This window comes from Methylophilus sp., assembly GCF_008015755.1.
In the GTDB taxonomy this organism is placed as follows: Bacteria; Pseudomonadota; Gammaproteobacteria; order Burkholderiales; family Methylophilaceae; genus Methylophilus.
This window is the reverse complement of record NZ_SSGF01000005.1, coordinates 1-22055: the sequence shown is the minus strand read 5'-3', so window position 1 is coordinate 22055 and position 22055 is coordinate 1. Positions and strand designations below refer to the sequence as shown.

Annotated in this window: 21 protein-coding genes; 11 read left to right on the top strand and 10 right to left on the bottom strand. The window is 50.3% G+C overall.

All coding sequences use genetic code 11. The features are described from left to right. Nucleotide 1: 1 nt before the first annotated feature. Both E6Q52_RS01485 and E6Q52_RS01480 read right to left on the bottom strand, forming a co-directional pair. Nucleotides 2-859, bottom strand: a complete 858-nt coding sequence (locus E6Q52_RS01485; protein ID WP_292817655.1) for a DUF58 domain-containing protein — start codon at nucleotides 857-859, stop codon at nucleotides 2-4. Nucleotides 860-879: 20 nt separating this feature from the next. Next, nucleotides 880-1896, bottom strand: coding sequence for a MoxR family ATPase (locus tag E6Q52_RS01480; RefSeq protein WP_292817653.1), 1017 nt, complete (start codon nucleotides 1894-1896; stop codon nucleotides 880-882). A gap of 268 nt (nucleotides 1897-2164) precedes the next feature. On the opposite strand from E6Q52_RS01480, the gene fabA reads away from it, so the two are divergent. Both fabA and fabB read left to right on the top strand, forming a co-directional pair. Beyond that, nucleotides 2165-2680, top strand: a complete 516-nt coding sequence (gene fabA / locus E6Q52_RS01475) for a 3-hydroxyacyl-[acyl-carrier-protein] dehydratase FabA (RefSeq protein ID WP_024929930.1) — start codon at nucleotides 2165-2167, stop codon at nucleotides 2678-2680. Between the two features lie 36 nt (nucleotides 2681-2716). Continuing rightward, on the top strand, nucleotides 2717-3943 hold the full coding sequence (fabB, locus tag E6Q52_RS01470) for a beta-ketoacyl-ACP synthase I (protein ID WP_292817651.1): 1227 nt from the start codon (nucleotides 2717-2719) through the stop codon (nucleotides 3941-3943). Between the two features lie 79 nt (nucleotides 3944-4022). Here fabB and E6Q52_RS01465 read toward each other — a convergent pair whose 3' ends face one another. Beyond that, nucleotides 4023-4517: a type II secretion system protein gene (locus tag E6Q52_RS01465; RefSeq protein ID WP_292817649.1), complete on the bottom strand. Its 495-nt coding sequence runs from the start codon at nucleotides 4515-4517 to the stop codon at nucleotides 4023-4025. A 79-nt stretch (nucleotides 4518-4596) separates the two neighbouring features. On the opposite strand from E6Q52_RS01465, the gene E6Q52_RS01460 reads away from it, so the two are divergent. Next, a complete protein-coding gene (locus E6Q52_RS01460) occupies nucleotides 4597-5142 on the top strand; it encodes a DUF1439 domain-containing protein (protein WP_292817647.1) in 546 nt (181 codons plus the stop codon). Between the two features lie 8 nt (nucleotides 5143-5150). On the opposite strand, the gene E6Q52_RS01455 is transcribed toward E6Q52_RS01460, so the two are convergent. Beyond that, nucleotides 5151-5543, bottom strand: coding sequence for an MTH938/NDUFAF3 family protein (locus E6Q52_RS01455; RefSeq protein ID WP_292817645.1), 393 nt, complete (start codon nucleotides 5541-5543; stop codon nucleotides 5151-5153). Between the two features lie 173 nt (nucleotides 5544-5716). Between E6Q52_RS01455 and E6Q52_RS01450 the strand changes: the two genes are divergently transcribed. The 5 genes from E6Q52_RS01450 (at nucleotide 5717) to E6Q52_RS01430 (ending at nucleotide 11287) form a co-directional block, all read left to right on the top strand. Next, entirely contained in the window at nucleotides 5717-6943 is a 1227-nt protein-coding gene (locus E6Q52_RS01450; protein WP_292817643.1) for a pyridoxal phosphate-dependent aminotransferase, read from the top strand. A gap of 55 nt (nucleotides 6944-6998) precedes the next feature. Then, nucleotides 6999-8312 carry a homoserine dehydrogenase gene (locus E6Q52_RS01445; RefSeq protein ID WP_292817641.1) on the top strand — a complete coding sequence of 438 codons (1314 nt, stop codon included), beginning with the start codon at nucleotides 6999-7001 and terminating at the stop codon, nucleotides 8310-8312. Between the two features lie 21 nt (nucleotides 8313-8333). After that, a complete protein-coding gene (gene thrC, locus E6Q52_RS01440) occupies nucleotides 8334-9767 on the top strand; it encodes a threonine synthase (RefSeq protein WP_292817639.1) in 1434 nt (477 codons plus the stop codon). Nucleotides 9768-9787: 20 nt separating this feature from the next. Continuing rightward, nucleotides 9788-10582, top strand: coding sequence for a thymidylate synthase (locus tag E6Q52_RS01435; protein WP_292817637.1), 795 nt, complete (start codon nucleotides 9788-9790; stop codon nucleotides 10580-10582). Nucleotides 10583-10759: 177 nt separating this feature from the next. Beyond that, nucleotides 10760-11287: a PepSY domain-containing protein gene (locus E6Q52_RS01430; protein WP_292817635.1), complete on the top strand. Its 528-nt coding sequence runs from the start codon at nucleotides 10760-10762 to the stop codon at nucleotides 11285-11287. Nucleotides 11288-11657: 370 nt separating this feature from the next. Here E6Q52_RS01430 and E6Q52_RS01425 read toward each other — a convergent pair whose 3' ends face one another. Beyond that, nucleotides 11658-12767, bottom strand: coding sequence for a GntR family transcriptional regulator (locus E6Q52_RS01425; protein ID WP_292817633.1), 1110 nt, complete (start codon nucleotides 12765-12767; stop codon nucleotides 11658-11660). Between the two features lie 362 nt (nucleotides 12768-13129). Here E6Q52_RS01425 and E6Q52_RS01420 point away from each other — a divergent pair, with 362 nt between their 5' ends. Then, entirely contained in the window at nucleotides 13130-15001 is a 1872-nt protein-coding gene (locus E6Q52_RS01420) for a PQQ-dependent dehydrogenase, methanol/ethanol family (protein WP_292817631.1), read from the top strand. A gap of 110 nt (nucleotides 15002-15111) precedes the next feature. Here the strand turns inward: E6Q52_RS01420 and rsgA are convergent, their stop codons facing one another. From rsgA to E6Q52_RS01405, 3 genes are read right to left on the bottom strand one after another with little or no spacing between them, the layout of a single operon-like run. Next, nucleotides 15112-15987: a ribosome small subunit-dependent GTPase A gene (rsgA, locus tag E6Q52_RS01415; protein ID WP_292817629.1), complete on the bottom strand. Its 876-nt coding sequence runs from the start codon at nucleotides 15985-15987 to the stop codon at nucleotides 15112-15114. A gap of 1 nt (nucleotide 15988) precedes the next feature. Next, nucleotides 15989-16288: a cytochrome c gene (locus E6Q52_RS01410; RefSeq protein WP_292817627.1), complete on the bottom strand. Its 300-nt coding sequence runs from the start codon at nucleotides 16286-16288 to the stop codon at nucleotides 15989-15991. Next, nucleotides 16285-17532, bottom strand: a complete 1248-nt coding sequence (locus E6Q52_RS01405; RefSeq protein ID WP_292817625.1) for a M48 family metallopeptidase — start codon at nucleotides 17530-17532, stop codon at nucleotides 16285-16287. The genes E6Q52_RS01410 and E6Q52_RS01405 overlap by 4 nt, the downstream gene beginning before the upstream one ends. 101 nt (nucleotides 17533-17633) lie before the next feature. Between E6Q52_RS01405 and orn the strand changes: the two genes are divergently transcribed. Further along, nucleotides 17634-18218 carry an oligoribonuclease gene (gene orn, locus E6Q52_RS01400; protein WP_292817623.1) on the top strand — a complete coding sequence of 195 codons (585 nt, stop codon included), beginning with the start codon at nucleotides 17634-17636 and terminating at the stop codon, nucleotides 18216-18218. A gap of 147 nt (nucleotides 18219-18365) precedes the next feature. Here the strand turns inward: orn and glgA are convergent, their stop codons facing one another. Then, nucleotides 18366-19817 (bottom strand): glycogen synthase GlgA, encoded by a 1452-nt coding sequence (gene glgA / locus E6Q52_RS01395; protein ID WP_292817621.1) that lies wholly within the window; start codon nucleotides 19815-19817, stop codon nucleotides 18366-18368. A gap of 89 nt (nucleotides 19818-19906) precedes the next feature. Here glgA and crcB point away from each other — a divergent pair, with 89 nt between their 5' ends. After that, the gene (gene crcB / locus E6Q52_RS01390) at nucleotides 19907-20284 is read left to right on the top strand and encodes a fluoride efflux transporter CrcB (RefSeq protein WP_292817619.1); all 378 of its coding nucleotides are present in this window, start codon (nucleotides 19907-19909) and stop codon (nucleotides 20282-20284) included. Between the two features lie 71 nt (nucleotides 20285-20355). On the opposite strand, the gene E6Q52_RS01385 is transcribed toward crcB, so the two are convergent. Further along, nucleotides 20356-22055: ribonuclease E/G (locus tag E6Q52_RS01385; protein ID WP_292817617.1), on the bottom strand; the 1700-nt coding region annotated here is incomplete at its 5' end.

Here is a 22055-nt window from a genome sequence, read left to right as displayed (position 1 = left end):
CTTAAGCAGGCACGTATTGGTGGAAGTAATCGGTGAGCAAGTCTGCATCAAAAGTGTCTTCCACAAAAAAAGGCTGCATATCAAATCTCATAAAAATATCTTCAATCGCCTGGCGTCTGGCGGCAAAGGCTTCCAGAATGCGTTGACGATAAGACGCGCGCAAAAATAAAGTGCGGCGCTCGCCGGTTTCGGGGTCGTTGATACTGGTAATACCGAATTCCGGCAACTGTTTGTATTCGGTGCTATTCCACAACACCACCGGCACAATATGGTGGCGCAGCATCAGTAGCAAGGCTTCTTCCAGTTGTGGCAACGGCATGTGAAAGTCCGAGACCAGAAAAATCAGGCTACGCTCGCGAGGCAAAAGTCGCACACTTTCCAGCAAGGCATTAGCCCCTACCTCATTCGGCAAGTGGTTCTCCAGCCGATCTGCCAGGTCAAACATGGTGTGCGGACGCAAAGACAAAGTGCTCAGCCAATCGTCACGCACGTCGTCATCAAAGCCGATGAAGCCGACCGGGTCCGTATTGCGGCTGGCCGACTGCGCGACTGAACGTGTGATCTGCGCGGCAGTGACCAATTTGGTATGCGGCGTGCCGTATTGCATGGAGCCTGACATATCACACATCACAAACACTGGCGTTGCGCTTTTTTGGTTAAAAATGCGCACATACACTTGTTCCATCGGGTCGCGGATGGTTTGGCGAATATCAATCCGGCGCGGGTCGGGGTAGGACAGCAGTGTGGTGTGGCCACGAAACTCCATGCCCATGCCGCGCTGGTTGCTTTTATGCCGCCCAGGCCGACGCGAACGCGAGCGCCAGCCAATGTGGTAGCTGAATTCCTTAATGAGTTCCATAGCGTCTCAGCCGTCAGCTATTAAGGCGCAGCAACGGCATTCACAATGCCCGTCAGCAATTCACGTGCGATCTCGGTCCGGCGCATCTCGTACACAGGGCTAAATACCAGGCGGTGTGCAATCGTTTCGTGGAACACGGCGTGAATATCTTCTGGCACCACAGCCTGACGATTGTTGAGCCAGGCGTTGACGCGCGCCGCACGCAACAGCATGCCCATGCCGCGTGGGCTAGCGCCACTGAGCACCAGGCGCTTCATGTCGACATTGGATACTTTGACACCATAAGCCACCGGGTCTTTGGTCGCCAGCCATAAGTCCAGCGCATATTTACGCAGGGCAGGGCTGGCCTGGATGTTTTCCTGAATGACCTTGGCAAAGCTGTTCAATTGGTCAAACTTGAGGATGTCGGCAGGCACATTTGAAATCAGCTGATCCACATCGTGGAAGCGCGTATCAAAAATCAATGACTCCATAATGTCGTGCGCAGGCGGCACCACAATCGGGATTTCCATCATGAAACGGTCGCGTGCCGCAGACGGGATATCAAAAGTTTCTTCACGCTCGACCTGGTTACGGTCAGCAAAAACCAGCATGTGCGGGAAGTAATGTTCTTTATTAAATGCGGTCAGCGTACGCTCAGCCATGACACGCAACATCAGCGAGTGCACTTGCGGGCGGGCGCGGTTGATTTCGTTAAAAAAGAAAATCGATAAATCCTGGCCTGACATCAGCAGTGGGCCTGGGCTGACGTGCGGTTTGCCATCTTCACCCAGATAGGTGTGATACACAAGGTCGTTAGGCATCAAGTCAATGGTGCCTTCAATCCGTTGGTAACCGCCGCCAATCCCACGCGTAAAAGCACGCAGCAAGGTGGTTTTACCCACGCCCACGTCACCTTCAAGCAGCACATGGCCGCGCGCAAACACGGCAGTGGTGATCAGGCGTACGGGGTTTTCCTGACCGACGACGACTTTGTTAACTTCAGACTCTAATGTGAGCGCATGGGTACGCCAATCGTTGAGTTGTTGATCTTGCATGCCTGATTTCCTGATGAGGTTAAATGTTGGATTGCGTTTAATTGTAACTAATTTGTAATTACAAACCTTGATAATAGTCTTGGATTATCCTTTAAAGCTTGTTGGGCTGGGCATTATCAAGTTGTAAAATTCAGTAACAATTTAGTGAATACTACCTACATTTTCACAAAAAGTATACAGGTCGGTATAGTTGTTGGATGACAAAAAGCTTTCACTAAACGCAATTTCCGGCGAAAATATTGTTTTATACTAAAAATCTAAAAAATACATGACTAGAAAAAGCAGTTTCAGCAAAGAAGATTTGTTGGCTTGTGGCCGGGGTGAGATGTTCGGCGAAGGTAACGCACAGTTGCCATTGCCGCCGATGTTAATGTTTGACCGTATCGTCAAGATTTCTGATGAGGGTGGAAAATACGGCCAAGGCGAAATTATTGCAGAACTCGATATTCGCCCAGATTTGTGGTTTTTTGAATGTCACTTTACGGGTGATCCAGTGATGCCAGGCTGTTTGGGTCTTGATGCCATGTGGCAGTTGGTGGGTTTCTTCCTGGGTTGGAAAGGCGGCCCTGGCCGTGGGCGTGCGCTGGGCTCTGGTGAGGTAAAGTTTACTGGTCAAGTCCTGCCGTCAGCTAAGCTGGTGCGCTATCACATTGATTTAAAACGTGTGATTATGCGCAAGCTGGTGATGGGGATTGCCGATGCACGTATGGAAGTGGATGGCCGCGAGATTTATAATGCCAGTGATTTGCGTGTCGGGTTGTTTACCAGCACGGACAATTTCTAGTCGTCTTTACAGTTTTTGAAGTGAATGGGAGGCGCAATGCGTCGCGTAGTGATTACAGGATTTGGTATCGTATCAAGTCTTGGTAATAACAAACAGGAAGTACTGGACAGCTTGCAAGCAGGCCGCTCTGGTATTACTTATCAACCTGAATATGCAGAGCGCGGTTTGCGTTCGCATGTCGCAGGGTCGATCAAAAATCTGGATGTTGAAGCCTTGATTGATCGCAAGCTGTTGCGTTTTATGGCGAAAGGCCATGCTTACGCCTGGCTGGCGATGCAGGAAGCGATTGCTGATGCCAACCTGCCGGAAGAGTTGGTCTCCAATGTGCGCACCGGCCTGATTGTCGGTGCCGGTGGCACGTCCACTGAAAGCATGCTGGAAGGCACCAATACGCTGGCAGAAAAAGGGATTCGTCGTGTTGGGCCGTATATGGTGACCAAAACCATGAGCAGCGGCATTGCCGCTTGCCTGGCCACTGGTGCCAAAATCAAGGGGGTGAACTACGGTATTAGTTCTGCCTGTTCAACCAGCGCGCACTGTATTGGCGCCGGGGTTGAGCAGATTCAACTCGGTAAGCAGGATATTGTGTTTGCTGGCGGTGGTGAAGAAGAGCACTGGACCATGAGCTACCTGTTTGATGCCATGGGCGCCTTATCGAGCAAATATAACGAAACGCCTGAAAAAGCCTCACGGACCTATGATGCCGACCGCGATGGTTTTGTGATTTCTGGTGGCGGCGGCATTGTGGTGCTCGAAGAGTACGAGCACGCCAAAGCACGTGGCGCACAGATTTATGCCGAGGTGATAGGCTACGGTGCGACCTCAGACGGTTACGACATGGTGGCACCGAGTGGTGAAGGCGCCGTGCGCTGTATGCAGCAGGCGTTGCAGGGGATTAATCCTGAAGACATCGACTACATTAATACCCATGGCACCAGCACGCCGGTGGGCGATACTAAAGAGCTGGAAGCCATTCGTGCCGTGTTTGGCGACAATAGCAAGACAGCGATTGCCTCGACCAAGTCATTGTCAGGCCATGCCTTGGGTGCTGCGGGCGTAAATGAAGCCATTTATACCTTATTGATGATGCAGCACGGCTTTATTGCCGCCTCTGCTAACATCGAAACGCTGGATCCGGCGGCTGAAGGCTTGAATATTGTGCGCAGCCCGATTGCTAATGCACGCATTCAAACCGCGTTGTCGAACAGCTTTGGTTTCGGTGGTACCAATGCCACACTGACTTTATCGACCAAAAATCTTTAAAGCATCAGCGAGCAATAAACAGGCAGTGTGTTGTGAAAACACACTGCCTTTCTTTTTTATGACGATGGTTATTAGGTGATTAGCAGCCAGCGCTGTCGATGGTGACGCTCAGCCCTGCATTGGCTGCGCCCGTGGTGATCGTATATTCCAGCTTGCAGTGGTTACTATCTCTCGCGCCTTGCAGGGTGTAGGTGGCGCGATTGGTGTCAGACAGCGCCGGTTGAACTGAAAATTTGCCAGTATCTAGCAGTTGATACAAGCTACCGGCACCATCTTCATTGCCCAGCCAACCCACCGGGTAGCCGTGGCTGAAATAAATGGTGTTGCCGTTGATGTTGGCTGATGGCGTATTCTGGTTGCTGTCGCAAAGTGGGTCTGTCATGCACATGCCTTTGGCCATGGTGGCGGTGGACAGCACATTGGCTTTGAATGATTGTAGCGATGCCAGTCTGGCCTGTGTATCTATCTGCGCGATGCGTGCATAGGCAGTCACTGCCAGCGCTGATAGAATCAATATAACGACGACCATTTCAACAAGCGTAAAAGCAGATTGGGTATGTGAAATTTTTTTCATTGCACACGATCTTATCGTATGCAGTCTGGGTGATTGTCAATTTTTGTCGAATGTTGCAAGTGTTAAATAAGGCTTACAAATGCGTGTTTTAAAAAGCGTTTCTACGGTGGTTTTGCTAGGGTTGTTGCTGACACACTGTGTGAGTATGGGCGATCGAACGGTGAAAATGAACACCGCGCAGTTACAGCAAAAACTTAATCACAAACTGGCAAAACCACTCACGTTGATGAAAGTGTTTCATGTGCAGTTGTCTAATGCACTGGTTTCGATGGATCCTGCGTCAGGCCGGATTCACACCTTGATGGATGCTCATGTGCAAAGCGATTTGTTCTCCAATGCCGCCACGGGTAAATTAGGGTTGTCTGGCTTGGTCAAATTTGACCCGGCACGCAATGCGGTGGTGCTAGATCAGCCTGCGCTAGATTCTTTTCAACTGGATGGCGCGAATGGTGAGTGGAATAGCTTGGTCCAACAGTTAGCCAAAGATTTAGGGAGTAAATGGCTGAACCAGTTGGTGTTATATGAGGTGAAACCTGAAGAGTTAAGCTATGCGGGCCGCCATTATCAGCCCACCGATTTGCAAGTGACGGCTGACGGCTTGCAGGTGACACTTAAGCCGCAATAGTCACGCATTTATGCGGATTCAGCCAGGTGGGATTCCAGTAGCAGGGCGGCGGCGACTTTGCGGCCTTCAGCGGTCAGAATGTTAAAAGTACGGCAGGCCGCAGCTGTGGTCATGCATTCCACGGCAATGTTGGCTGCCAGGAAAGCCTGCGTATGCCTTGGGTGAATAAAGCGCTGCTTATCGCCAGTGCCTAGTAAAACCACTTCCGGGCTGAAGTCCAGTATGGCTGCTAATCGCTGTGCATCCAGCGTGGCCCATGGCCCTTGAAACCAGTCTGTGCTTAAGGCCTGTTCACTCACAATCACGGGCTGCGCATAACGCTGGCGATTAATGATCACCGCATTGCTATCGACGCCATTAATTTGATATTGCTGTTCGCTGGTATGTAGGTGTAGTTTCATAGCTTGTAATCGTGGCTCATCTGCAAGTTGGCCAGGATGAAAATTCCGTTTAAATCTACAGTTTCAGAGCCCGGCAAAGGTCTCAGGTTCATTGATGTAGCAAGGGTTTGCAGGTAGAATGAAAGTTTTACTTTAAGAGCTTAACACACGCCAGATGTGTTTGTTAACCAGCGATGAAGCCAGTCAATAAATCCAGCAAACTCAGTAACGTCTGTTACGACATCCGCGGCCCGGTATTGCAACGTGCACGCCAGATGGAAGAAGACGGCCAGCGCATTATCAAGCTGAACATCGGCAATCCGATGCCGTTCGGTTTTAATGCACCAGAAGAAATCGTTCAGGACGTGATCCACAATATGGATCAAGCCTCTGGTTACACGGATTCGAAAGGCTTGTTCGCGGCGCGTAAAGCCATCATGCATTACACCCAGCAAAAGAATATTACCGGGGTGACCATCGATGACATCATCATCGGCAACGGTGTCTCTGAGTTGATTGTGATGGCCATGCAGGGCCTGCTCAATAATGGCGACCAGATTCTGGTGCCTATGCCTGACTACCCATTATGGACCGCTGCGGTGAACCTAGCGGGCGGCACGGCGCGCCATTATGTCTGTGACGAGCAGTCAGGCTGGTTGCCTGATCTTGAAGATATTGAAAACAAAATCACGGCCAATACCAAAGGCATTGTGATTATCAACCCGAATAACCCGACCGGTGCCTTGTATCCTAAGGAAACGCTAGAAGGCATTATCGAGATTGCCCGTCACCATGGTCTGGTGATTTTCGCCGACGAAATTTATGACAAGGTGCTGTACGACGGCAACACACATACTTCTATTGCCTCGCTGGCGGATGATGTGCTGTTTGTGACCTTTAACGGCTTGTCCAAAAACTACCGCGCCTGTGGCTACCGCTCTGGCTGGATGATCATCTCTGGCGATAAAAAAGATGCCAAAGATTATATCGAAGGCCTGAATATGCTGGCCTCCATGCGCTTGTGTGCCAATGTGCCCGGGCAATTGGCGATCCAAACCGCACTGGGTGGCTATCAGAGTATCAATGACCTGGTCGCGCCTAGTGGTCGCCTGTGCAAACAGCGTGATCTGGCGTATGACATGCTTACTGCCATGCCTGGCGTCACCTGCGTGAAACCAGCCGCAGCCATGTATCTGTTTCCCAAGCTGGATCCGGTGATGTATCCGATTGCCGATGACCAGCAATTTATTCTCGATTTGCTGCTGGAAGAAAAAGTACTGCTGGTGCAGGGCACTGGTTTTAACTGGAAATCCCCTGATCATTTCAGGGTGGTTTTCTTGCCCAATGTCGATGATTTGACCGAAGCGATGACGCGTATCGGCCGTTACCTCGATAGCTATCGCAAGAAGCATGCAAAATAAACAACATTCAAAATAAGGTGAGCGTGCGCGCAAGCCATCAATGGTGAGTATAAGTATGAAAGAATTAAAAGTAGGGTTGTTGGGCATCGGTACCGTCGGCGGTGGGACATATACGGTGTTGACCCGTAACCAGTCTGAAATCACGCGCCGTCTGGGTGGCCATATCCGCATTGTGCAAGTGGCTGACCGCAATCTTGAGCTGGCAAAACAGGTGACTGGCGGCCAGGTGGCGGTGACAGATGATGCTTTTGCCGTCGTCAATAATCCTGAGATTGATGTTGTTGTCGAGCTGATTGGTGGCTACACCGTGGCTAAAGAGCTGGTGTTAACCGCGATTGCTAATGGCAAACATGTGGTAACGGCCAACAAAGCCTTGCTGGCTGTGCACGGTAATGAGATTTTTAGAGCTGCGTCTGACAAAGGCGTGATTGTCGCTTTTGAAGCGGCAGTGGCGGGTGGTATTCCTATCATCAAGGCCTTACGTGAAGGCCTGAGTGCCAACAAAGTAGAGTGGGTCGCGGGTATTATCAATGGCACGACTAACTTTATCCTGACCGAGATGCGCGACAAAGGCCTGGCCTTTGCCGACGTGCTGAAAGAAGCGCAACGTTTGGGCTATGCTGAAGCAGACCCGACGTTCGACGTGGAAGGCATTGATGCCGCGCACAAACTGACGATTATGGCCAGCATTGCGTTCGGCATGCCGGTGCAGTTTGAGCACACTTACACCGAGGGCATTACCAAGCTTAACCTGAAAGATATTCAATACGCGCAGGAGTTAGGGTATCGCGTGAAATTGCTCGGTATCAGCAAAAATACACAAGCAGGAGTTGAGTTGCGCGTGCATCCAACGCTGATTCCTGAAAAGCGCCTGATTGCGAACGTAGATGGCGCCATGAACGCCGTAGTAGTGAAGGGTGATGCCGTCGGCCCCACTTTGTATTACGGTGCGGGTGCCGGTGCTGAGCCAACGGCCAGTGCCGTGGTCGCTGACCTGGTCGATATTGCGCGCCTGCAAGGCACCAAGGCCGAGCAACGTGTCGCTTATCTGGGCTATCAGTTAGACCAGCAACAAGTGCTGCCAATTTTGCCGATTAGCGAGGTGCATTCTGCTTACTACCTGCGCTTGCGTGCGTCTGACAAACCAGGCGTGATGGCCGATATCACCAAAGTGTTGGCTGACCTGCAAATCTCGATTGATGCCATGTTGCAAAAAGAGCCAGCCGAGGGCGAGTCAGAAGCCGATATCGTGATTCTGACCCACACCACGCAAGAAAAAATCATGGATGCAGCGATTGCCAATATTGAAGCGCTGCCAGCCATCGCCGCCGGTGTGACCAAAATCCGCATGGAAGCACTGTCACGCTAATTTGAGCATAGGTTAAATGCAATGAAATATATCAGTACCCGCGGGCAGTCGCCTGCTTTAACATTTAGTGAAATTTTGCTGGGTGGCTTGGCACCAGATGGTGGTTTGTACTTGCCTGAGCAGTATCCGCAGTTTAGCGATGCTGACTTGAACGCCATGCGCGGCATGAATTATCGTGACCTGGCGTTTGCCATCCTGTCACGCTTGGTGGATAACAGCGATATTCCGCACGCTGACCTGAAAGCGATCATCGATAAAACTTACCGTGCTGAGGTGTATCAATACGTACGTGCAGGCCAAAATGCAGAAGATATTACGCCTACGCTCAAGCTGGAAGATAATCTCTATCTGCTGAGCTTATCCAACGGTCCGACGCTGGCGTTTAAAGATATGGCCATGCAGTTGCTGGGTAATCTGTTTGAGTATGTGCTGGCGAAGACTGGCCAAACCACCAATATTCTCGGCGCAACGTCTGGCGATACCGGCTCTGCGGCCGAATACGCCATGCGTGGCAAACAAGGCGTGCGTGTTTTCATGCTGTCGCCTTACCAGAAAATGAGCCGTTTCCAGACTGCGCAAATGTTCAGCTTGAAAGACGACAATATTTTCAATATCGCCGTGAAAGGCGTGTTTGATGATGCGCAAGATATGGTGAAGGCCGTGTCTAACGACCATGCGTTTAAAGCACAATACAAAATCGGTGCCGTGAACTCCATTAACTGGGGTCGCATTGCGGCACAAATTGTCTATTACTTTAAAGGCTACCTGGCGGTGACGAGCAACAATAGCCAGAAAGTCAGCTTTACCGTGCCTAGCGGTAACTTTGGCAATGTCTGCGCCGGGCATATTGCGCGCATGATGGGCTTGCCGATTGACCAATTAGTGGTGGCCACCAACGAAAACGATGTGCTGGACGAATTCTTTAATACCGGCGTTTACGCACCACGTGGTTCGGCCAATACTTACCATACCTCCAGTCCTTCTATGGACATTAGCAAAGCCTCCAACTTTGAGCGCTTTATTTATGATCTGGTCGGCCGGGATGGCGACAAAGTGCGCGAATTATGGTCTGCGGTGGATGCCGGTGGCCAGTTTGATTTGAAGGCACAAGGCTATTTTGCCAAAGTGGCCGGGTTTGGCTTTGTGTCTGGTCATAGCAACCATGCACACCGCATGCAAACCATCCGCGCCACCAAGGCAACCTATGGTGTCACCATTGATACCCACACCGCAGATGGCCTCAAGGTGGCGCTGGAACAGCGCAAAGCCGATGTCCCGATGCTGGTGCTCGAAACCGCCTTGCCAGCCAAGTTTGAAGATGCGATTGTCGAAGCTCTAGGAGAAGTGCCTGAGCGTCCAGCCAGTCTGGCCGGTTTAGAGGATCTGCCACAAACATCCACCGTGATGGATGTCAGTGTCGATGCCATTAAAGCGTTTATTGTCGCCAATACTTAACTCGCCGCGGGAGTCTGTCTATGCAGCAGTATCATGATTTATTGAACCACGTACTTGCACATGGGCATGTGAAAACCGATCGCACCGGCACCGGTACCACCTCGGTATTTGGTTACCAGATGCGATTTAATCTGTCTGAGGGCTTCCCGCTACTAACGACCAAAAAAGTCCATTTAAAATCGATTATTCATGAGTTGCTGTGGTTTTTGCAGGGCAGCACCAATATTGCCTATCTCAAAGAGCACGGTGTCAAAATCTGGGATGAATGGGCAGACGAGCAGGGAAATCTGGGCCCGGTCTATGGCTATCAGTGGCGCAACTGGCCCAAGCCAGACGGCAGCCACATTGACCAGATCACGCAAGTGGTTAACCAGATCAAACAGACGCCAGATTCGCGACGTTTGATTGTCTCGGCCTGGAACGTGGCAGATGTAGAGCGCATGAAATTACCGCCTTGCCATGCTTTTTTTCAGTTTTATGTGGCGGATGGCAAGTTGAGTTGCCAGCTGTATCAGCGTAGTGCAGATATTTTCCTCGGCGTGCCATTCAATATCGCCTCTTATGCCTTATTAACCATGATGGTGGCACAAGTGTGCGATTTGCAACTGGGTGACTTTGTGCACACGCTAGGCGATGCCCATATTTACAGCAACCATATGGAGCAGGTCAAAGAGCAATTGTCGCGTACGCCACGCGCCTTGCCAACCATGCGCATTAACCCCGCTGTCAAAGACTTGTTGGCCTTTAAGTTTGAGGATTTCACCTTAGAAAACTACGATCCGTATCCTGCGATCAAGGCGCCAGTGGCGGTATAGTCCAGCAGGCTGGCCGTTTGTGAAATGGTTGACTGTAGCCATTTTGTTAATAAGGTGTAATATTTTCAAAAGCTTACCGCGTTTTTGTTATCCTTTTCGCGTTGTGAATTCACGAAGCATGCGTCCCTAGCGGGTGTTTCGTGTTTTTCATTCATGACTTTAAACAAGGAGATCATTATGCAAATGAAAGCGTCATTATTAGCTGCCGCGTTATGCGGTGTGTTGTCCGGTCAAGCATTCGCTGACCACGAAACCATCAAGCCAAAAGCGTACGATAGCCTGGGCAAGTGCGTAAAAGCCGCATTGTCCAAGCACGACGGTAAAATCGTTAAACTGGAAGCCAAGTCTGAGCGCAAGCAATTGGTGTATGAGTTTGATGTGCAGTCTAACGACGGTAAAGCCTGGGATATTGAGTGCAGCGCTAAAACTGGCAAAGTCACTGAAGTGGAGGAAGAAGTCGCTGCCACTGATGAGCGTTTTAAAGCCTTGGCCAAGGTGTCTGAAGAAGAGGCAAAAGCCACTGCATTGGCCGCACATCCAGGCAAAGTGGTTGAAGTTGAGTATGAGTTAGAGCCAGATGGCAAAGCGTCTTACGAGTTTGACATTCTGGAAGCTGACAACGAAGAAGTGAAAGTCGAAGTTGATGCCGCGACTGGTAAAATTGTAGAAACCAGCTACGAAGTGTACCAAATCGGCCAAGAGTAATTTCTGGCTCGCTCATTTAAGTAGCGACCAAGCAAAAGGCACCGCATCTGCGGTGCCTTTTTTGCATGAGATCAATACGCAAGTGAGGGAGTGTCTACCCCGATACCGGCGGATATGCAGTCTGCTGGTATCGGTCCTAGTGATAGCTCACTCCCAATCTATGTTTAGCATTTTGCATGCCATCACTGCCGCTCAATTTAAGCTGATGATTAAAAAGCGTATTTTGGCTGTAAATAGGAGTTTTTCCTGTCTTTTTGGTGGTTGATTGCAGCCAAACTGGTTGTGGACTGGGTGTTGTGAGCCCCATGACGATAGATGATAGTGGTGGTGGATGGTTATGGATACTCACTAAGCATTTAGCTTTGTGGGTTTAGCTTTGCTGCAGGAAGCGGTGTATGGTAGTCAGCAGTTTTTTATATTCACCGCGTTTAATCAGCTCACTTTGCGCCAGCATGTTGAGCAAGGATGATTGCTGTTGCTGAACATTCAGTTCATTAATAAACTCGGCCGAAAAGCCGAGATTGCTGGCCAGGTAGCACAGGTTAAACATATCGCAGCACTCGCCATACAGGCTGCCGAGCAAGATGCTTTTGGCATATCTGCTTGATAGCGGCTGGTTGGGTTGAATAAATGGCAGGTGCGCGCGCTGATCATCAATCAGTAGCAAGTGGTAGTCGGCCAGCTTTTGCGCTACCAGCGTCTGTGCCGCTTCTGTTGTTTGTGTGTTAAACAAGGCTGACGTATCACACCATAAGGAAGACACGGGATAGTTAATGCAAAACTTTTCAATTTGCTCAATAAACTCGTGCGCCTGGCCATCGCCGATGGCCGGTAGGCGTAATACCTGTATGCCTTGCCGTTGCAGCGCTACTTCCAGTGCTACGCTGGCCTGATGCCCTAATAGCAGGCAGCCGTCTATGCTGCTGAGGTGATGCATCAGCGCGGTTTGCAACACCGGCCAGGTGCCGCAGGTGATATGGTCAGGCGACACCAGGTAGCGTCTCTCATGCGCGAGCAGATTTGCCAGCATATGTTTGAGATTAAACAGGCCAGTCACGTCGTAATCGTGTGGCCGTAATTTGTGCATATGCAAGGCAACGCGGCGAATATGGTGCGCCGTGGTTTTCTGGATGAGCTGATAAATGCTGCTGGCTGCACTATCCGGCTCGGGCCGTAATGGCGTCAGGCTGCGGGGGCGAGGTGGGCCAGGGCGATCGGAACGTGGTGACTGCGAAACAAAGGTGCCGCGTTTGGGCTCGGTGTAAATCAGGCCTTGCGCAGACAGTTCTTCATAGACCCGTGACACCGTTTTGCGATTGATACCCAGGCGCTGGGCAATATCACGTGAGCTGGGCAGAGCGCTGCCGCCTAGCCACGCGCCGCCTTCTATCATGGCGCGAAAGTGTTCTATGAGTTGCTGGTGGATGGAGTGTGGTGAAGCTTTGTCCAATACCAGTGAGTAATGCCAGGGTCTCAGCACAGTCAGTGTCTACCTTTATAATCAAGTAAAAAGGTGCCGCCATCATTGATTGGATGGCACCATTACCTGAAGGGCACACTAGGACATGGCCTTCGAAGACAAAATGATACAAAAAAAAAGCAATTCTATAAAGTTTTAAGAAAAATTCCTTATCTGGCCCATGAATAAAACCCAAAACTGGCTGGCTGTTTCGGGGGGCTATTTATATTACAGTTACAAACGCTTAATCAGTGACATCTATCCTTTGCGGGATAAGTAACAGCTCTGGAAATCCTAGTGCCAGTGGCAATTTAAGCACAGCGCAATTTTTAATTGCAATTTGTGATGGATCCTTTTGGGATTTTTCTTCCGGAGATATAACTATGATCAAAATTAAAACTGCTTTTGGTATTGCAGCCAGCGTTGCGCTCGCCTTACCAGCCATGGCGTATGCCGCGGCTGACCAGGAAGCTGCCATGAAAGATGCCAATAACTGGGCACATCCTCGTGGTCAACACAATAACCAGGGTTACAGCGCCCTGGCACAAATCAACAAAGGCAATATCAAAAACCTGAAAATGGCCTGGACATTCGCAACCGGTGTTAACCGTGGTCACGAAGGTTCTCCGATTGTGGTTGGCAACATGATGTACATCGTGACGGCTTTCCCAAACAACATTTATGCTCTGGACCTGAACGATAACCAAAAAATCGTATGGTCTTATTTCCCAAAACAAGACCCTAGCGTGCAAGCAGTGTTGTGCTGTGACAACGTGACACGCGGCTTGGGTTTCGGCGATGGCAAAATCTACCTGCAACAAAACGATGGTTTGCTGGTAGCGCTGGATGCTAAAGATGGCAAAAAAATATGGGAAGTGAAAAACACTGACCCAAAAGTAGGTGCAACGAACACGAACGCGCCACACGTAATCAAAGACAAAGTATTGACCGGTTGCTCAGGGGCTGAGTTCGGCGTACGTTGCTTTATCGCTGCATACAATGCAAAAGATGGTTCTTTGGCATGGAAAGCCTATTCAACTGGCCCAGACAGCGAAACATTGCATGACGCAAACACGAACAAAGATAACCCACTGTACAACGCGCTGTCTGTTTACCAAGACGTAAACGGTGGTAACAAAGAAGGTGGTTCTTTCAAACGCCTGTCTGCTGACCAAATCAAGGGTGGCGAAAAAGAGCTGGGGACACGTACCTGGTTGAAACCTCAAGCAATCAAAGACGGCTGGCAACATGGTGGCGGTTCCGTATGGGGCTGGTGGCCATATGATGCACGTACCAACCTGGTTTACTACGGTGCAGGTAACCCATCTGTCTGGAACCCGGATGTTCGTCCTGGCGACAACAAATGGTCTATGACTGTGACTGCGCGTGATCTGGACACTGGCGTGGCTAAATGGGCGATGCAAATGACACCACACGATGAGTGGGACTACGATGGCGTGAACGAAGTCATCCTGTTCGACAAAGGTGGCAAAACATACGCATGGCACCATGACCGTAACGGGTTTGCTTACACCTGGAATGCCAACACAGGTAGCTTGATTGCTGCTGAAAAAGTACACCCGTTTGTTAACTGGGCAACGGATGTTGACCTGAAAACAGGCGTACCAAGCAAACTGGCTGCTGCTTCAACACACCAAGACTACAACGCTAAAGGCATTTGCCCAGCTGCGTTGGGCACTAAAGACCAACAGCCTGCTGCTTACTCACCAAAAACAGGCTTGATGTATTCCCCACTCAACCACGTATGTATGACATACGAGCCAGTAGAGTCTAAATATGTGGCTGGTCAACCATGGGTGGGTGCGACATTGACTATGTTTGCGGGTCCAGACGGCGTGATGGGTGGCTTTGCTGCTTATGACCCAATGACCAACAAAAAAGTCTGGTACAACAAAGAGAAATTCTCTGCCTGGAGTGGTGCACTGACAACCGCTTCTGACATCGTGTTCTACGGTACTTTAGACCGCTGGTTTAAAGCAGTAGATGCGAAGTCTGGTAAAGAGTTGTGGAAGTTCCAAGTGGGCTCTGGCGCCATTGGTAACGCGTTCACCTATGGCAACAAAGGCAAACAATACGTGGGTATCTTGTCTGGTATCGGCGGTTGGGCGGGTGTTGCGATGAACTTGGGTATGACGACTGACACCGACGCACTGGGTGCTGCTGGTGGTTACAAAGAGTTGACCAAGTACAACGCTGCGCCTGGCGGCGGTGCATTGAATATTTTTGCACTGTAATTAAGCCACGAACAAACACGTAGCGATACGTGTTGTTGATGAACACCCTGCTTAGGCAGGGTGTTTTTTTATGTGCGACAGGCTGGCCGCTGAGCGGGGTGAGGGAGAGTCTAGCCGTAGATTTGTACGGTGTTTTCAGCGCGGATTTGCTGGAAAATCTGCAGGCGCTCAGGAGCAATGTTACCAGCAGCCAGTGCTTGTAAAATCACGCATTCCGGCTCATGGGTATGCGTACAATTATTAAATTTGCAGTGGCCGATCAAGGGCCTGAACTCAACAAACGCATATTCGAGATCGGCTTCTTCAATATGATACAAGCCAAACTCTTGTAACCCGGGCGAGTCGATAATCGCGCTGTCGTCATCCAGGTGATAAAGGTGGGTTGCCGTGGTGGTATGTTTACCGCTATCGAGCGTGGCGCTGATCTCTTGCGTTTTGCTGCGGGCTTCAGGCAACAGGCTGTTGATGATGGTGGACTTGCCCATGCCAGACTGGCCGACCAGCACGCTGGTGTGGCCCGCTAGCAAAGGCCGGAGGCTATCTACAGACGCTTTGGCATTGAGTTGCACTGTCTGATAACCAAGTGCGGCATATTGCGCCAGCTTTTGCATGGCTTGCGGGTTAGGCAAGTCACATTTGTTCAGGATAATTACGGCGCGTATGCCTGCGGCTTCTGCCGCAACCAGGCAGCGATTAAGCAAGTCTTCGTAAAAGCTGGGTTGGGTCGCTAATACAATCAGTATTTGCGTGACGTTAGCCGCCAGAATTTTGCTTTTGAACGCATTGCTACGATAGAGCAGGGTGTTGCGCTCAGCCGTTTTTTCGATCACCCCTTCGTTGTCAGCTGTGAGGGTCACGGTGACGCGGTCACCAGCGGCGTTATCGACTTTTTTACCACGGGTGACGCAGCTAAGAATACGGCCATCTGCTAGTTCTACGTTATAGCGCTTGCCGTAAGCAGCGACAATGAGACCTTCTTGAGACATGCTAGAAATGATAGTAGGTGTGATTTAAGTACTGTACCACTTGCTGCTCTTCATCATCAAACCATTTCAGGTTGAGCATGGTATTGCAATTAGTGACTTGGGCTTTGAGACCGTTGAATGAGCGCACTTTGCGGTATTCGCGCGTGTAAATGCCACTGCCATCACCACCATAACTGCTGGCGTGGCAACTGATGCAATGCGTGTCGACCAGTTTTTTGCCTGCTGAAAGCGCGTTATCCGCGGCGCTGGCGCTCAAACTTACAAGCGCGGGTAACAATCCAATCAGCAGGAGGTGTTTCATGCGTAGGTTTGCAGTTTGGCAATACGCAGGCTGGCCGGCGGATGCGAGTCATAAAACGCTGAGTGCAACGGGTCAGGGGTCAGCGTAGAAGCGTTGTCACGGTACAGTTTGACCAGGGCATCAATCAAAAACTGTGGTCTGGATTGTTGTGCCGCGTAGTGGTCGGCCTCAAACTCGTTGGTACGTGAGTAAGCCGCCATCAGTGGGCGCAAAATAAACATAAACACGGGTGAAACCAGCACAAACAATAGCAAAGCCATATGGTTGCTGGCGTCTGCCACGCCCAGGCCAGTAAAAAACCATTCTTGCTTGATTAAGTAACCGAGCAGTGCCAGGCCCAGCAGGCTGAGGCCAAACATCATGACGATACGTTTGATCACATGCTGATGCTTGAAGTGGCCCAGTTCATGTGCCAAGACGGCTTCGATTTCGTCCGCGCTGAGTTTCTCCAGCAGGGTATCAAAAAACACCACACGTTTGTTTTTGCCAAAGCCGGTGAAATAGGCATTGCCATGGCCAGAACGGGTCGAGCCATCCATGACAAACAAGCCTTGGCTGGCAAAACCGCATTTTTGCAACAGGGCCTCAATGCGTGCTTTGAGTGTTTGGTCTTGCATGGGTGTGAACTTGTTAAACAGCGGTGCAATCCAGATCGGGTAAACCGCCAGCATAAACAGGTTAAAGGCGCTCCAGATCAGCCACAGGTAGAGCCACCACCAGTCGCCTGCACCTTGCATCAACCACAGGGCGATAAACAGAATTGGGCCGCCAAGCAACAGGCCAACAATTGTATGCTTTACCAGGTCACCAAAAAACATGCCACGAGACATTTTATTAAAGCCAAATTTTTCGTCGACATTAAAGGTCTGGATGTAATCAAACGGCAGGGTAGCGGCGCCTGAAATTAACATGGCGGAGCAAATCACCAGTGCGCCGCGAATGATGTCGTGTGCGGGCAACCATTGTTGCCAGGCCTGATCTAGCAGTTGCAAGACACCACCCAGCGTCAAGGCCAGTAAGATGATCGATTCCATCACCGTTTCATTGAGGCGCAGCTTGACCTTGGCCGTGGTGTAATCGGCGGCGCGCTGATGCGCCTCTAGGCTAATGGTTTGATTGAACGCTGCGGGGACCTGCTGGCGATGTTGCTGAATGTGACGAATATGGCGTAAGCCCAGCCAGACGCGAATAGCGAGGCTAACGACAATCACAGCGACAAAAATTTGAGTAAACAGTGCAGACATAACCATGAGTGATGTGTAAATGATAACAGTTAGCTATTTTGATGGATTTAACTCCACCTTGTTCACTGAACTGCATATAATGTTTCATTTTAATGGAAATCATGACGAGAGGCACACAATTGGCAAGTAATCAGGACAATTTAATCTGGCTGGATATGGAAATGAGTGGTTTGCTGCCTGACACAGACCGTATTCTGGAGCTGGCTGCCGTCGTCACCGATGCGCAATTGAATGTGATTGCAGAGTCGCCGGTACTGGTGGTGCATCAGTCTGATGCGGTATTGGATGGCATGGATGCCTGGAATAAAGGCACTCATGGCCGCAGTGGGTTGATCGATAAAGTCAAAGCTTCAACGCTGGGCGAAGAAGCGGCGACCGACGCCATGCTGGCATTTTTAAAAGAACATGTGCCTGCAGGTAAATCGCCGATGTGTGGTAACTCTATCTGTCAGGACCGACGTTTTATGGCGCGCTATATGCCGCGCCTGGAAGCGTTTTTTCACTACCGTAATCTGGACGTGAGTGTGTTTAAAGAATTGTCACGCCGCTGGCGCCCGGATATCTATGCGGGCTTTAAAAAGGCTAGCCGTCATGAAGCCTTGGCGGATATTTATGAGTCGATTGATGAACTCAAGTATTACCGCGAACACTTTTTGAATATGACGCCACCTGCCAAAACAGAATAAGCTTTTCAAAAAGCAAAGCGAAAAAAAAGACGCCTATTTGGCGTCTTGAGGGAGGAGAAGTTAGCTTTGGAGAAGCTTGATTAGTAATAAGCACCTTCTATGCCAACTCTCCTTCACTTTTTGGTGAAACTCTGTAAGTAATTGTTTTTAAATGCCTAGCAAGCGCTGATATACATCCAGGTAGTGTTTTGCACTGGTTTCCCAGCTGACATCCTGTTGCATGGCTTGTTTTTGTAGCTGTTTCCACTGCCCAGAATTGGCATATATCTGTATCGCTTGTTTTAATGTGACCAAAAGTGTCGCTGGATTATTTTCTGGCATTACCAATCCTGTCATCATCGCGGGTAAGCGGCCATCCGCCATCAGTGCACAGCCTTGTACCGAGTCTGCCAATCCGCCAGTATTGGCGACCAGCGGAATCGTGCCGTAACGTAAACCATACATCTGATTTAAGCCGCACGGTTCAAAGCGTGAAGGCATCACGAAAATATCTGTGCCGGCCATGATGCGATGTGACAGCGGCTCGTTGTAGCCAATGGTGACAGCCACTTGCCCCGGATATTGCTGCATCAGCGCCAGATATTGCTGTTCCAGCGCGGGCTCGCCGCTCCCAAGCACCGCCAGTTGACAGCCACTGGCCAACAGTTCGTGCGCAATCTCGACCAGCATGTCCAGGCCTTTTTGGTGCGTGAGTCGGCTGACGACGCCCAGCAGCGGACTGGACACGCGGGGCTGTAAATTAAGCTCTGCTTGCAGTGCCTGTTTGACCTGTTGTTTGCGCGCTAACGTCTTGCTGGTGTAATGGGCCGGTAAATAAGGGTCTGTGGCCGGATCCCAGACGTCGGTATCTATGCCGTTCAAAATGCCTGTTAAATCATGGGCTCTATGCTGAAGCAAGCCTTGAAAACCAAAACCAAACTGCTCGGTTTGGATTTCTTTAGCATAGGTCGGACTCACGGTAGAGAGCGCGTCTGCGTAATAAAGCCCGGCTTTCATAAACGACAGGTGGCCATAAAACTCATAGCCTGCGGGCTGAAAGTCCTGCTCGCTCAGTAGCAGGCGATGGCGCCAGTCCGCATGAAAATTGCCTTGAAATGCCAGGTTATGAATGCTGAATACTGATTTTGCCGGGCTGGCCAATTGCCGCAGGTAGTAGGGCGTGAGTCCACTTTGCCAATCATTGCAATGCACCAGCTCTGGCTGCCATGGCTGCAACATATTGGGTACCGACAACATGGCCGCCACTTTTGACAATAAGCCAAAGCGCAGGGGATTGTCTTGCCATTCGCCATGTCTCGGATGATGGTAAGGGCCACCATCACGGTCATACAATGCCGGGCAATCAATCAGTAGTAATGGGATGCTGGTGCCGGGTAATATGGTTTGATAAATATCGCAGCGTAGCTCATGAAAAGGCTGCAAACTGCCAAGTAAACGCGGTGACTCACACTGTGCCAGCATGCCTCGATAAGCTGGCAGCAGTATCTGAATATCTAATCCGGCTTTAGAGAGTGCTGCGGGTAATGCACCACTGACATCTGCCAAGCCTCCTGTTTTGATGAGTGGGAAAATTTCTGAGGTAACAAATAATAAACGCAAGGCAATCTCTTTAATTCAACAGGCGGTGGGCGCAGAATGTTTTAAAACTTATGATACATTGCCTGTTAACGTTTTAGAAGGACAATAAAATGAAATCTTGGCTGATGGTCGGATTAGGTTCGGCATTGGGTGCTTGGGCACGTTGGGGCCTGTCAAACTGGCTCAATGGCATCGGAATGATTCCTTTGGGTACCTTGATGGCAAACGCGATTGGTGGCTTTTTGATGGGCGTTGCGCTCGCACTTTTTCAAACCATGCCGCAACTCTCGCATGAGTGGCGCCTGTTTATTGCTATGGGTTTTTTAGGTGGTCTGACGACGTTTTCCACTTTTTCGGCTCAGGCGTTTGTATTATTGCAAAAGCAGGCTTATGTTTGGGTGGGGCTGCATATTTTTACGCATGTGGTCGTGTCTGTTTTGCTGACGATCATCGGTTATTGGAGTGTCATCCGCTGGCAAGGGGCATGAGCGATAGCAGGGTATAAAAAAAGAGGGCCGTGAGGCCCTCTTTTTTATGCTTCTGAGTGTGTAAATACAGATTACTTCTGCGTCTCAACCATCACCAGGCTTGGTTCTTCGCTTGCTGCGGCGTCTTTTTTCCACTTGGCAGCACTACGAGGTTTTTTCGCCTTGGTCGCAGTGTCTTCCGTAGCGGCGACTGGTTCAGATTTAGTCTCAACCAGCTGTATGCCTGTATCAGCGGTAGCTTCAGCTGTTTTGGCGGTTGCTTTTGCAGCAGGCTTGCGTTTGCGTGCAGGTTTTTTCTGTGACGCTTCTTCAGGGGCGGCTGCTTCAGCATTGGCAGCTGGCGCTGTGGCGGTTTCAACCAACTCAATCGTTGGTGCGTCAGCCGTTTCTGCATTGCGTTTGCCACGTGGTTTGCTGGTTTTGCCTGCACGAGAACGGTTGCGTGGTGCTTTCTCAGTTACTGCTTCATCGCTGTTGCTAGTTGCTGCTGCGTCTACTGTTTCTGCGATCGTCACTGCAACCTCTGCTGCGACTGGCTCAGCCACGGCTTTTTGTGCGGCCTCAGCATTGTTTGCTGGGGCTGTCACAGGAGCAGAGACGGCTTCGGTAATAACAACGGGGGCCGCATTCACTGCTGCAGTATTTTCAACTGTGGCTGCCACGTTTGCGATCACTTCACCATTGGCTTGGTTTTGTGCATCGTCACGCGGACGACGATCACGACGGCCGTGGCGGTTACGGCGGTTGCCGCGCTCACCGCGTTCCTGTTTGTTCTCGCCAGTTTGTGTCGTCAGTGCAGGTTGATTAGCCTCTGCTTTGACTTCTGGTGTTGATTGGCGATCCTGTCTTTCTTTCTGAGCAGGTTTTTCTTGTGGCTGACGCTCCTGACGCGGTTTTTGTGAGGCATTTTCCTGTTGTTCTTTAGGTTGGCGCTCACCGGTAGGGCGGTCATGACGGTCTTGTTGGCGATCGCGCTGACGATCACGCTGGCGGTTGCGATTTTTGTTGTTACGATCACGACCAGATTCTTTGGCTTCACGTACTGGTTTTTCAACCACAGTTTCAGCTTCTTTTTCTTCCAGACCCAACCAGGATTTAATCACGCCAAAGAAGGACTTTTTAGATTCAACCACTGGCACTGCTGCTGGTTTTTCTTCAACGATAGGCGCAGATGTTGCCGGGGTAATGCCTTTAACCACGGCTTCAATCTTGGCAGGCGCCGCTGGTTGCTGCAGACTGTGTTGATAATCTGATTCACTCGGCAGGTCGACCATTTTGTAACTGGCCTGCATGGTGTCTTCATTCACATCATCCAGGCGAATGCGCAAGATATTGTAATTTGGGGTTTCCAGGTGCACGTTCGGAATCAGCACTACCTCAACGCCAGTGCGCTGCTCAATTTTGTGAATATCTGCACGTTTTTCATTCAGCAAGAACGTCGCAGCTTCAACCGGCAACTGTACTTGAATAATCGCGCTGTTTTCTTTCATGGCTTCTTCTTGCGTAATGCGCAGAATATGCAATGCCGTCGATTCAATGCCGCGGATATGGCCCGTGCCGTTACAACGTGGGCAGGTCATATGGTTGGTTTCACCCAGGCTAGGGCGTAAGCGCTGGCGAGACATTTCTAGCAGGCCAAAACGCGAAATTTTACCCATTTGCACGCGGGCACGGTCATGGTGCAAGGCGTCACGCAAAGCGTTTTCAACTTCACGTTGATTACGCTGGTTTTCCATATCAATAAAGTCGATGACCACCAGACCGCCGAGGT

What these genes read in the sequence shown, in the direction of transcription:
- fabB (WP_292817651.1), top strand. Translation starts at nt 2,717, where the DNA reads ATGCGTCGCGTAGTGATTACAGGATTTGGTATCGTATCAAGTCTTGGT.
- orn (WP_292817623.1), top strand. Translation starts at nt 17,634, where the DNA reads ATGACGAGAGGCACACAATTGGCAAGTAATCAGGACAATTTAATCTGG.
- E6Q52_RS01420 (WP_292817631.1), top strand. Translation starts at nt 13,130, where the DNA reads ATGATCAAAATTAAAACTGCTTTTGGTATTGCAGCCAGCGTTGCGCTC.
- E6Q52_RS01430 (WP_292817635.1), top strand. Translation starts at nt 10,760, where the DNA reads ATGCAAATGAAAGCGTCATTATTAGCTGCCGCGTTATGCGGTGTGTTG.
- E6Q52_RS01435 (WP_292817637.1), top strand. Translation starts at nt 9,788, where the DNA reads ATGCAGCAGTATCATGATTTATTGAACCACGTACTTGCACATGGGCAT.
- E6Q52_RS01485 (WP_292817655.1), bottom strand. Translation starts at nt 859, where the DNA reads ATGGAACTCATTAAGGAATTCAGCTACCACATTGGCTGGCGCTCGCGT.
- E6Q52_RS01465 (WP_292817649.1), bottom strand. Translation starts at nt 4,517, where the DNA reads ATGAAAAAAATTTCACATACCCAATCTGCTTTTACGCTTGTTGAAATG.
- thrC (WP_292817639.1), top strand. Translation starts at nt 8,334, where the DNA reads ATGAAATATATCAGTACCCGCGGGCAGTCGCCTGCTTTAACATTTAGT.
- crcB (WP_292817619.1), top strand. Translation starts at nt 19,907, where the DNA reads ATGAAATCTTGGCTGATGGTCGGATTAGGTTCGGCATTGGGTGCTTGG.
- E6Q52_RS01460 (WP_292817647.1), top strand. Translation starts at nt 4,597, where the DNA reads ATGCGTGTTTTAAAAAGCGTTTCTACGGTGGTTTTGCTAGGGTTGTTG.
- rsgA (WP_292817629.1), bottom strand. Translation starts at nt 15,987, where the DNA reads ATGTCTCAAGAAGGTCTCATTGTCGCTGCTTACGGCAAGCGCTATAAC.
- E6Q52_RS01480 (WP_292817653.1), bottom strand. Translation starts at nt 1,896, where the DNA reads ATGCAAGATCAACAACTCAACGATTGGCGTACCCATGCGCTCACATTA.
- E6Q52_RS01410 (WP_292817627.1), bottom strand. Translation starts at nt 16,288, where the DNA reads ATGAAACACCTCCTGCTGATTGGATTGTTACCCGCGCTTGTAAGTTTG.
- fabA (WP_024929930.1), top strand. Translation starts at nt 2,165, where the DNA reads ATGACTAGAAAAAGCAGTTTCAGCAAAGAAGATTTGTTGGCTTGTGGC.
- E6Q52_RS01445 (WP_292817641.1), top strand. Translation starts at nt 6,999, where the DNA reads ATGAAAGAATTAAAAGTAGGGTTGTTGGGCATCGGTACCGTCGGCGGT.
- E6Q52_RS01405 (WP_292817625.1), bottom strand. Translation starts at nt 17,532, where the DNA reads ATGTCTGCACTGTTTACTCAAATTTTTGTCGCTGTGATTGTCGTTAGC.
- E6Q52_RS01450 (WP_292817643.1), top strand. Translation starts at nt 5,717, where the DNA reads ATGAAGCCAGTCAATAAATCCAGCAAACTCAGTAACGTCTGTTACGAC.
- E6Q52_RS01455 (WP_292817645.1), bottom strand. Translation starts at nt 5,543, where the DNA reads ATGAAACTACACCTACATACCAGCGAACAGCAATATCAAATTAATGGC.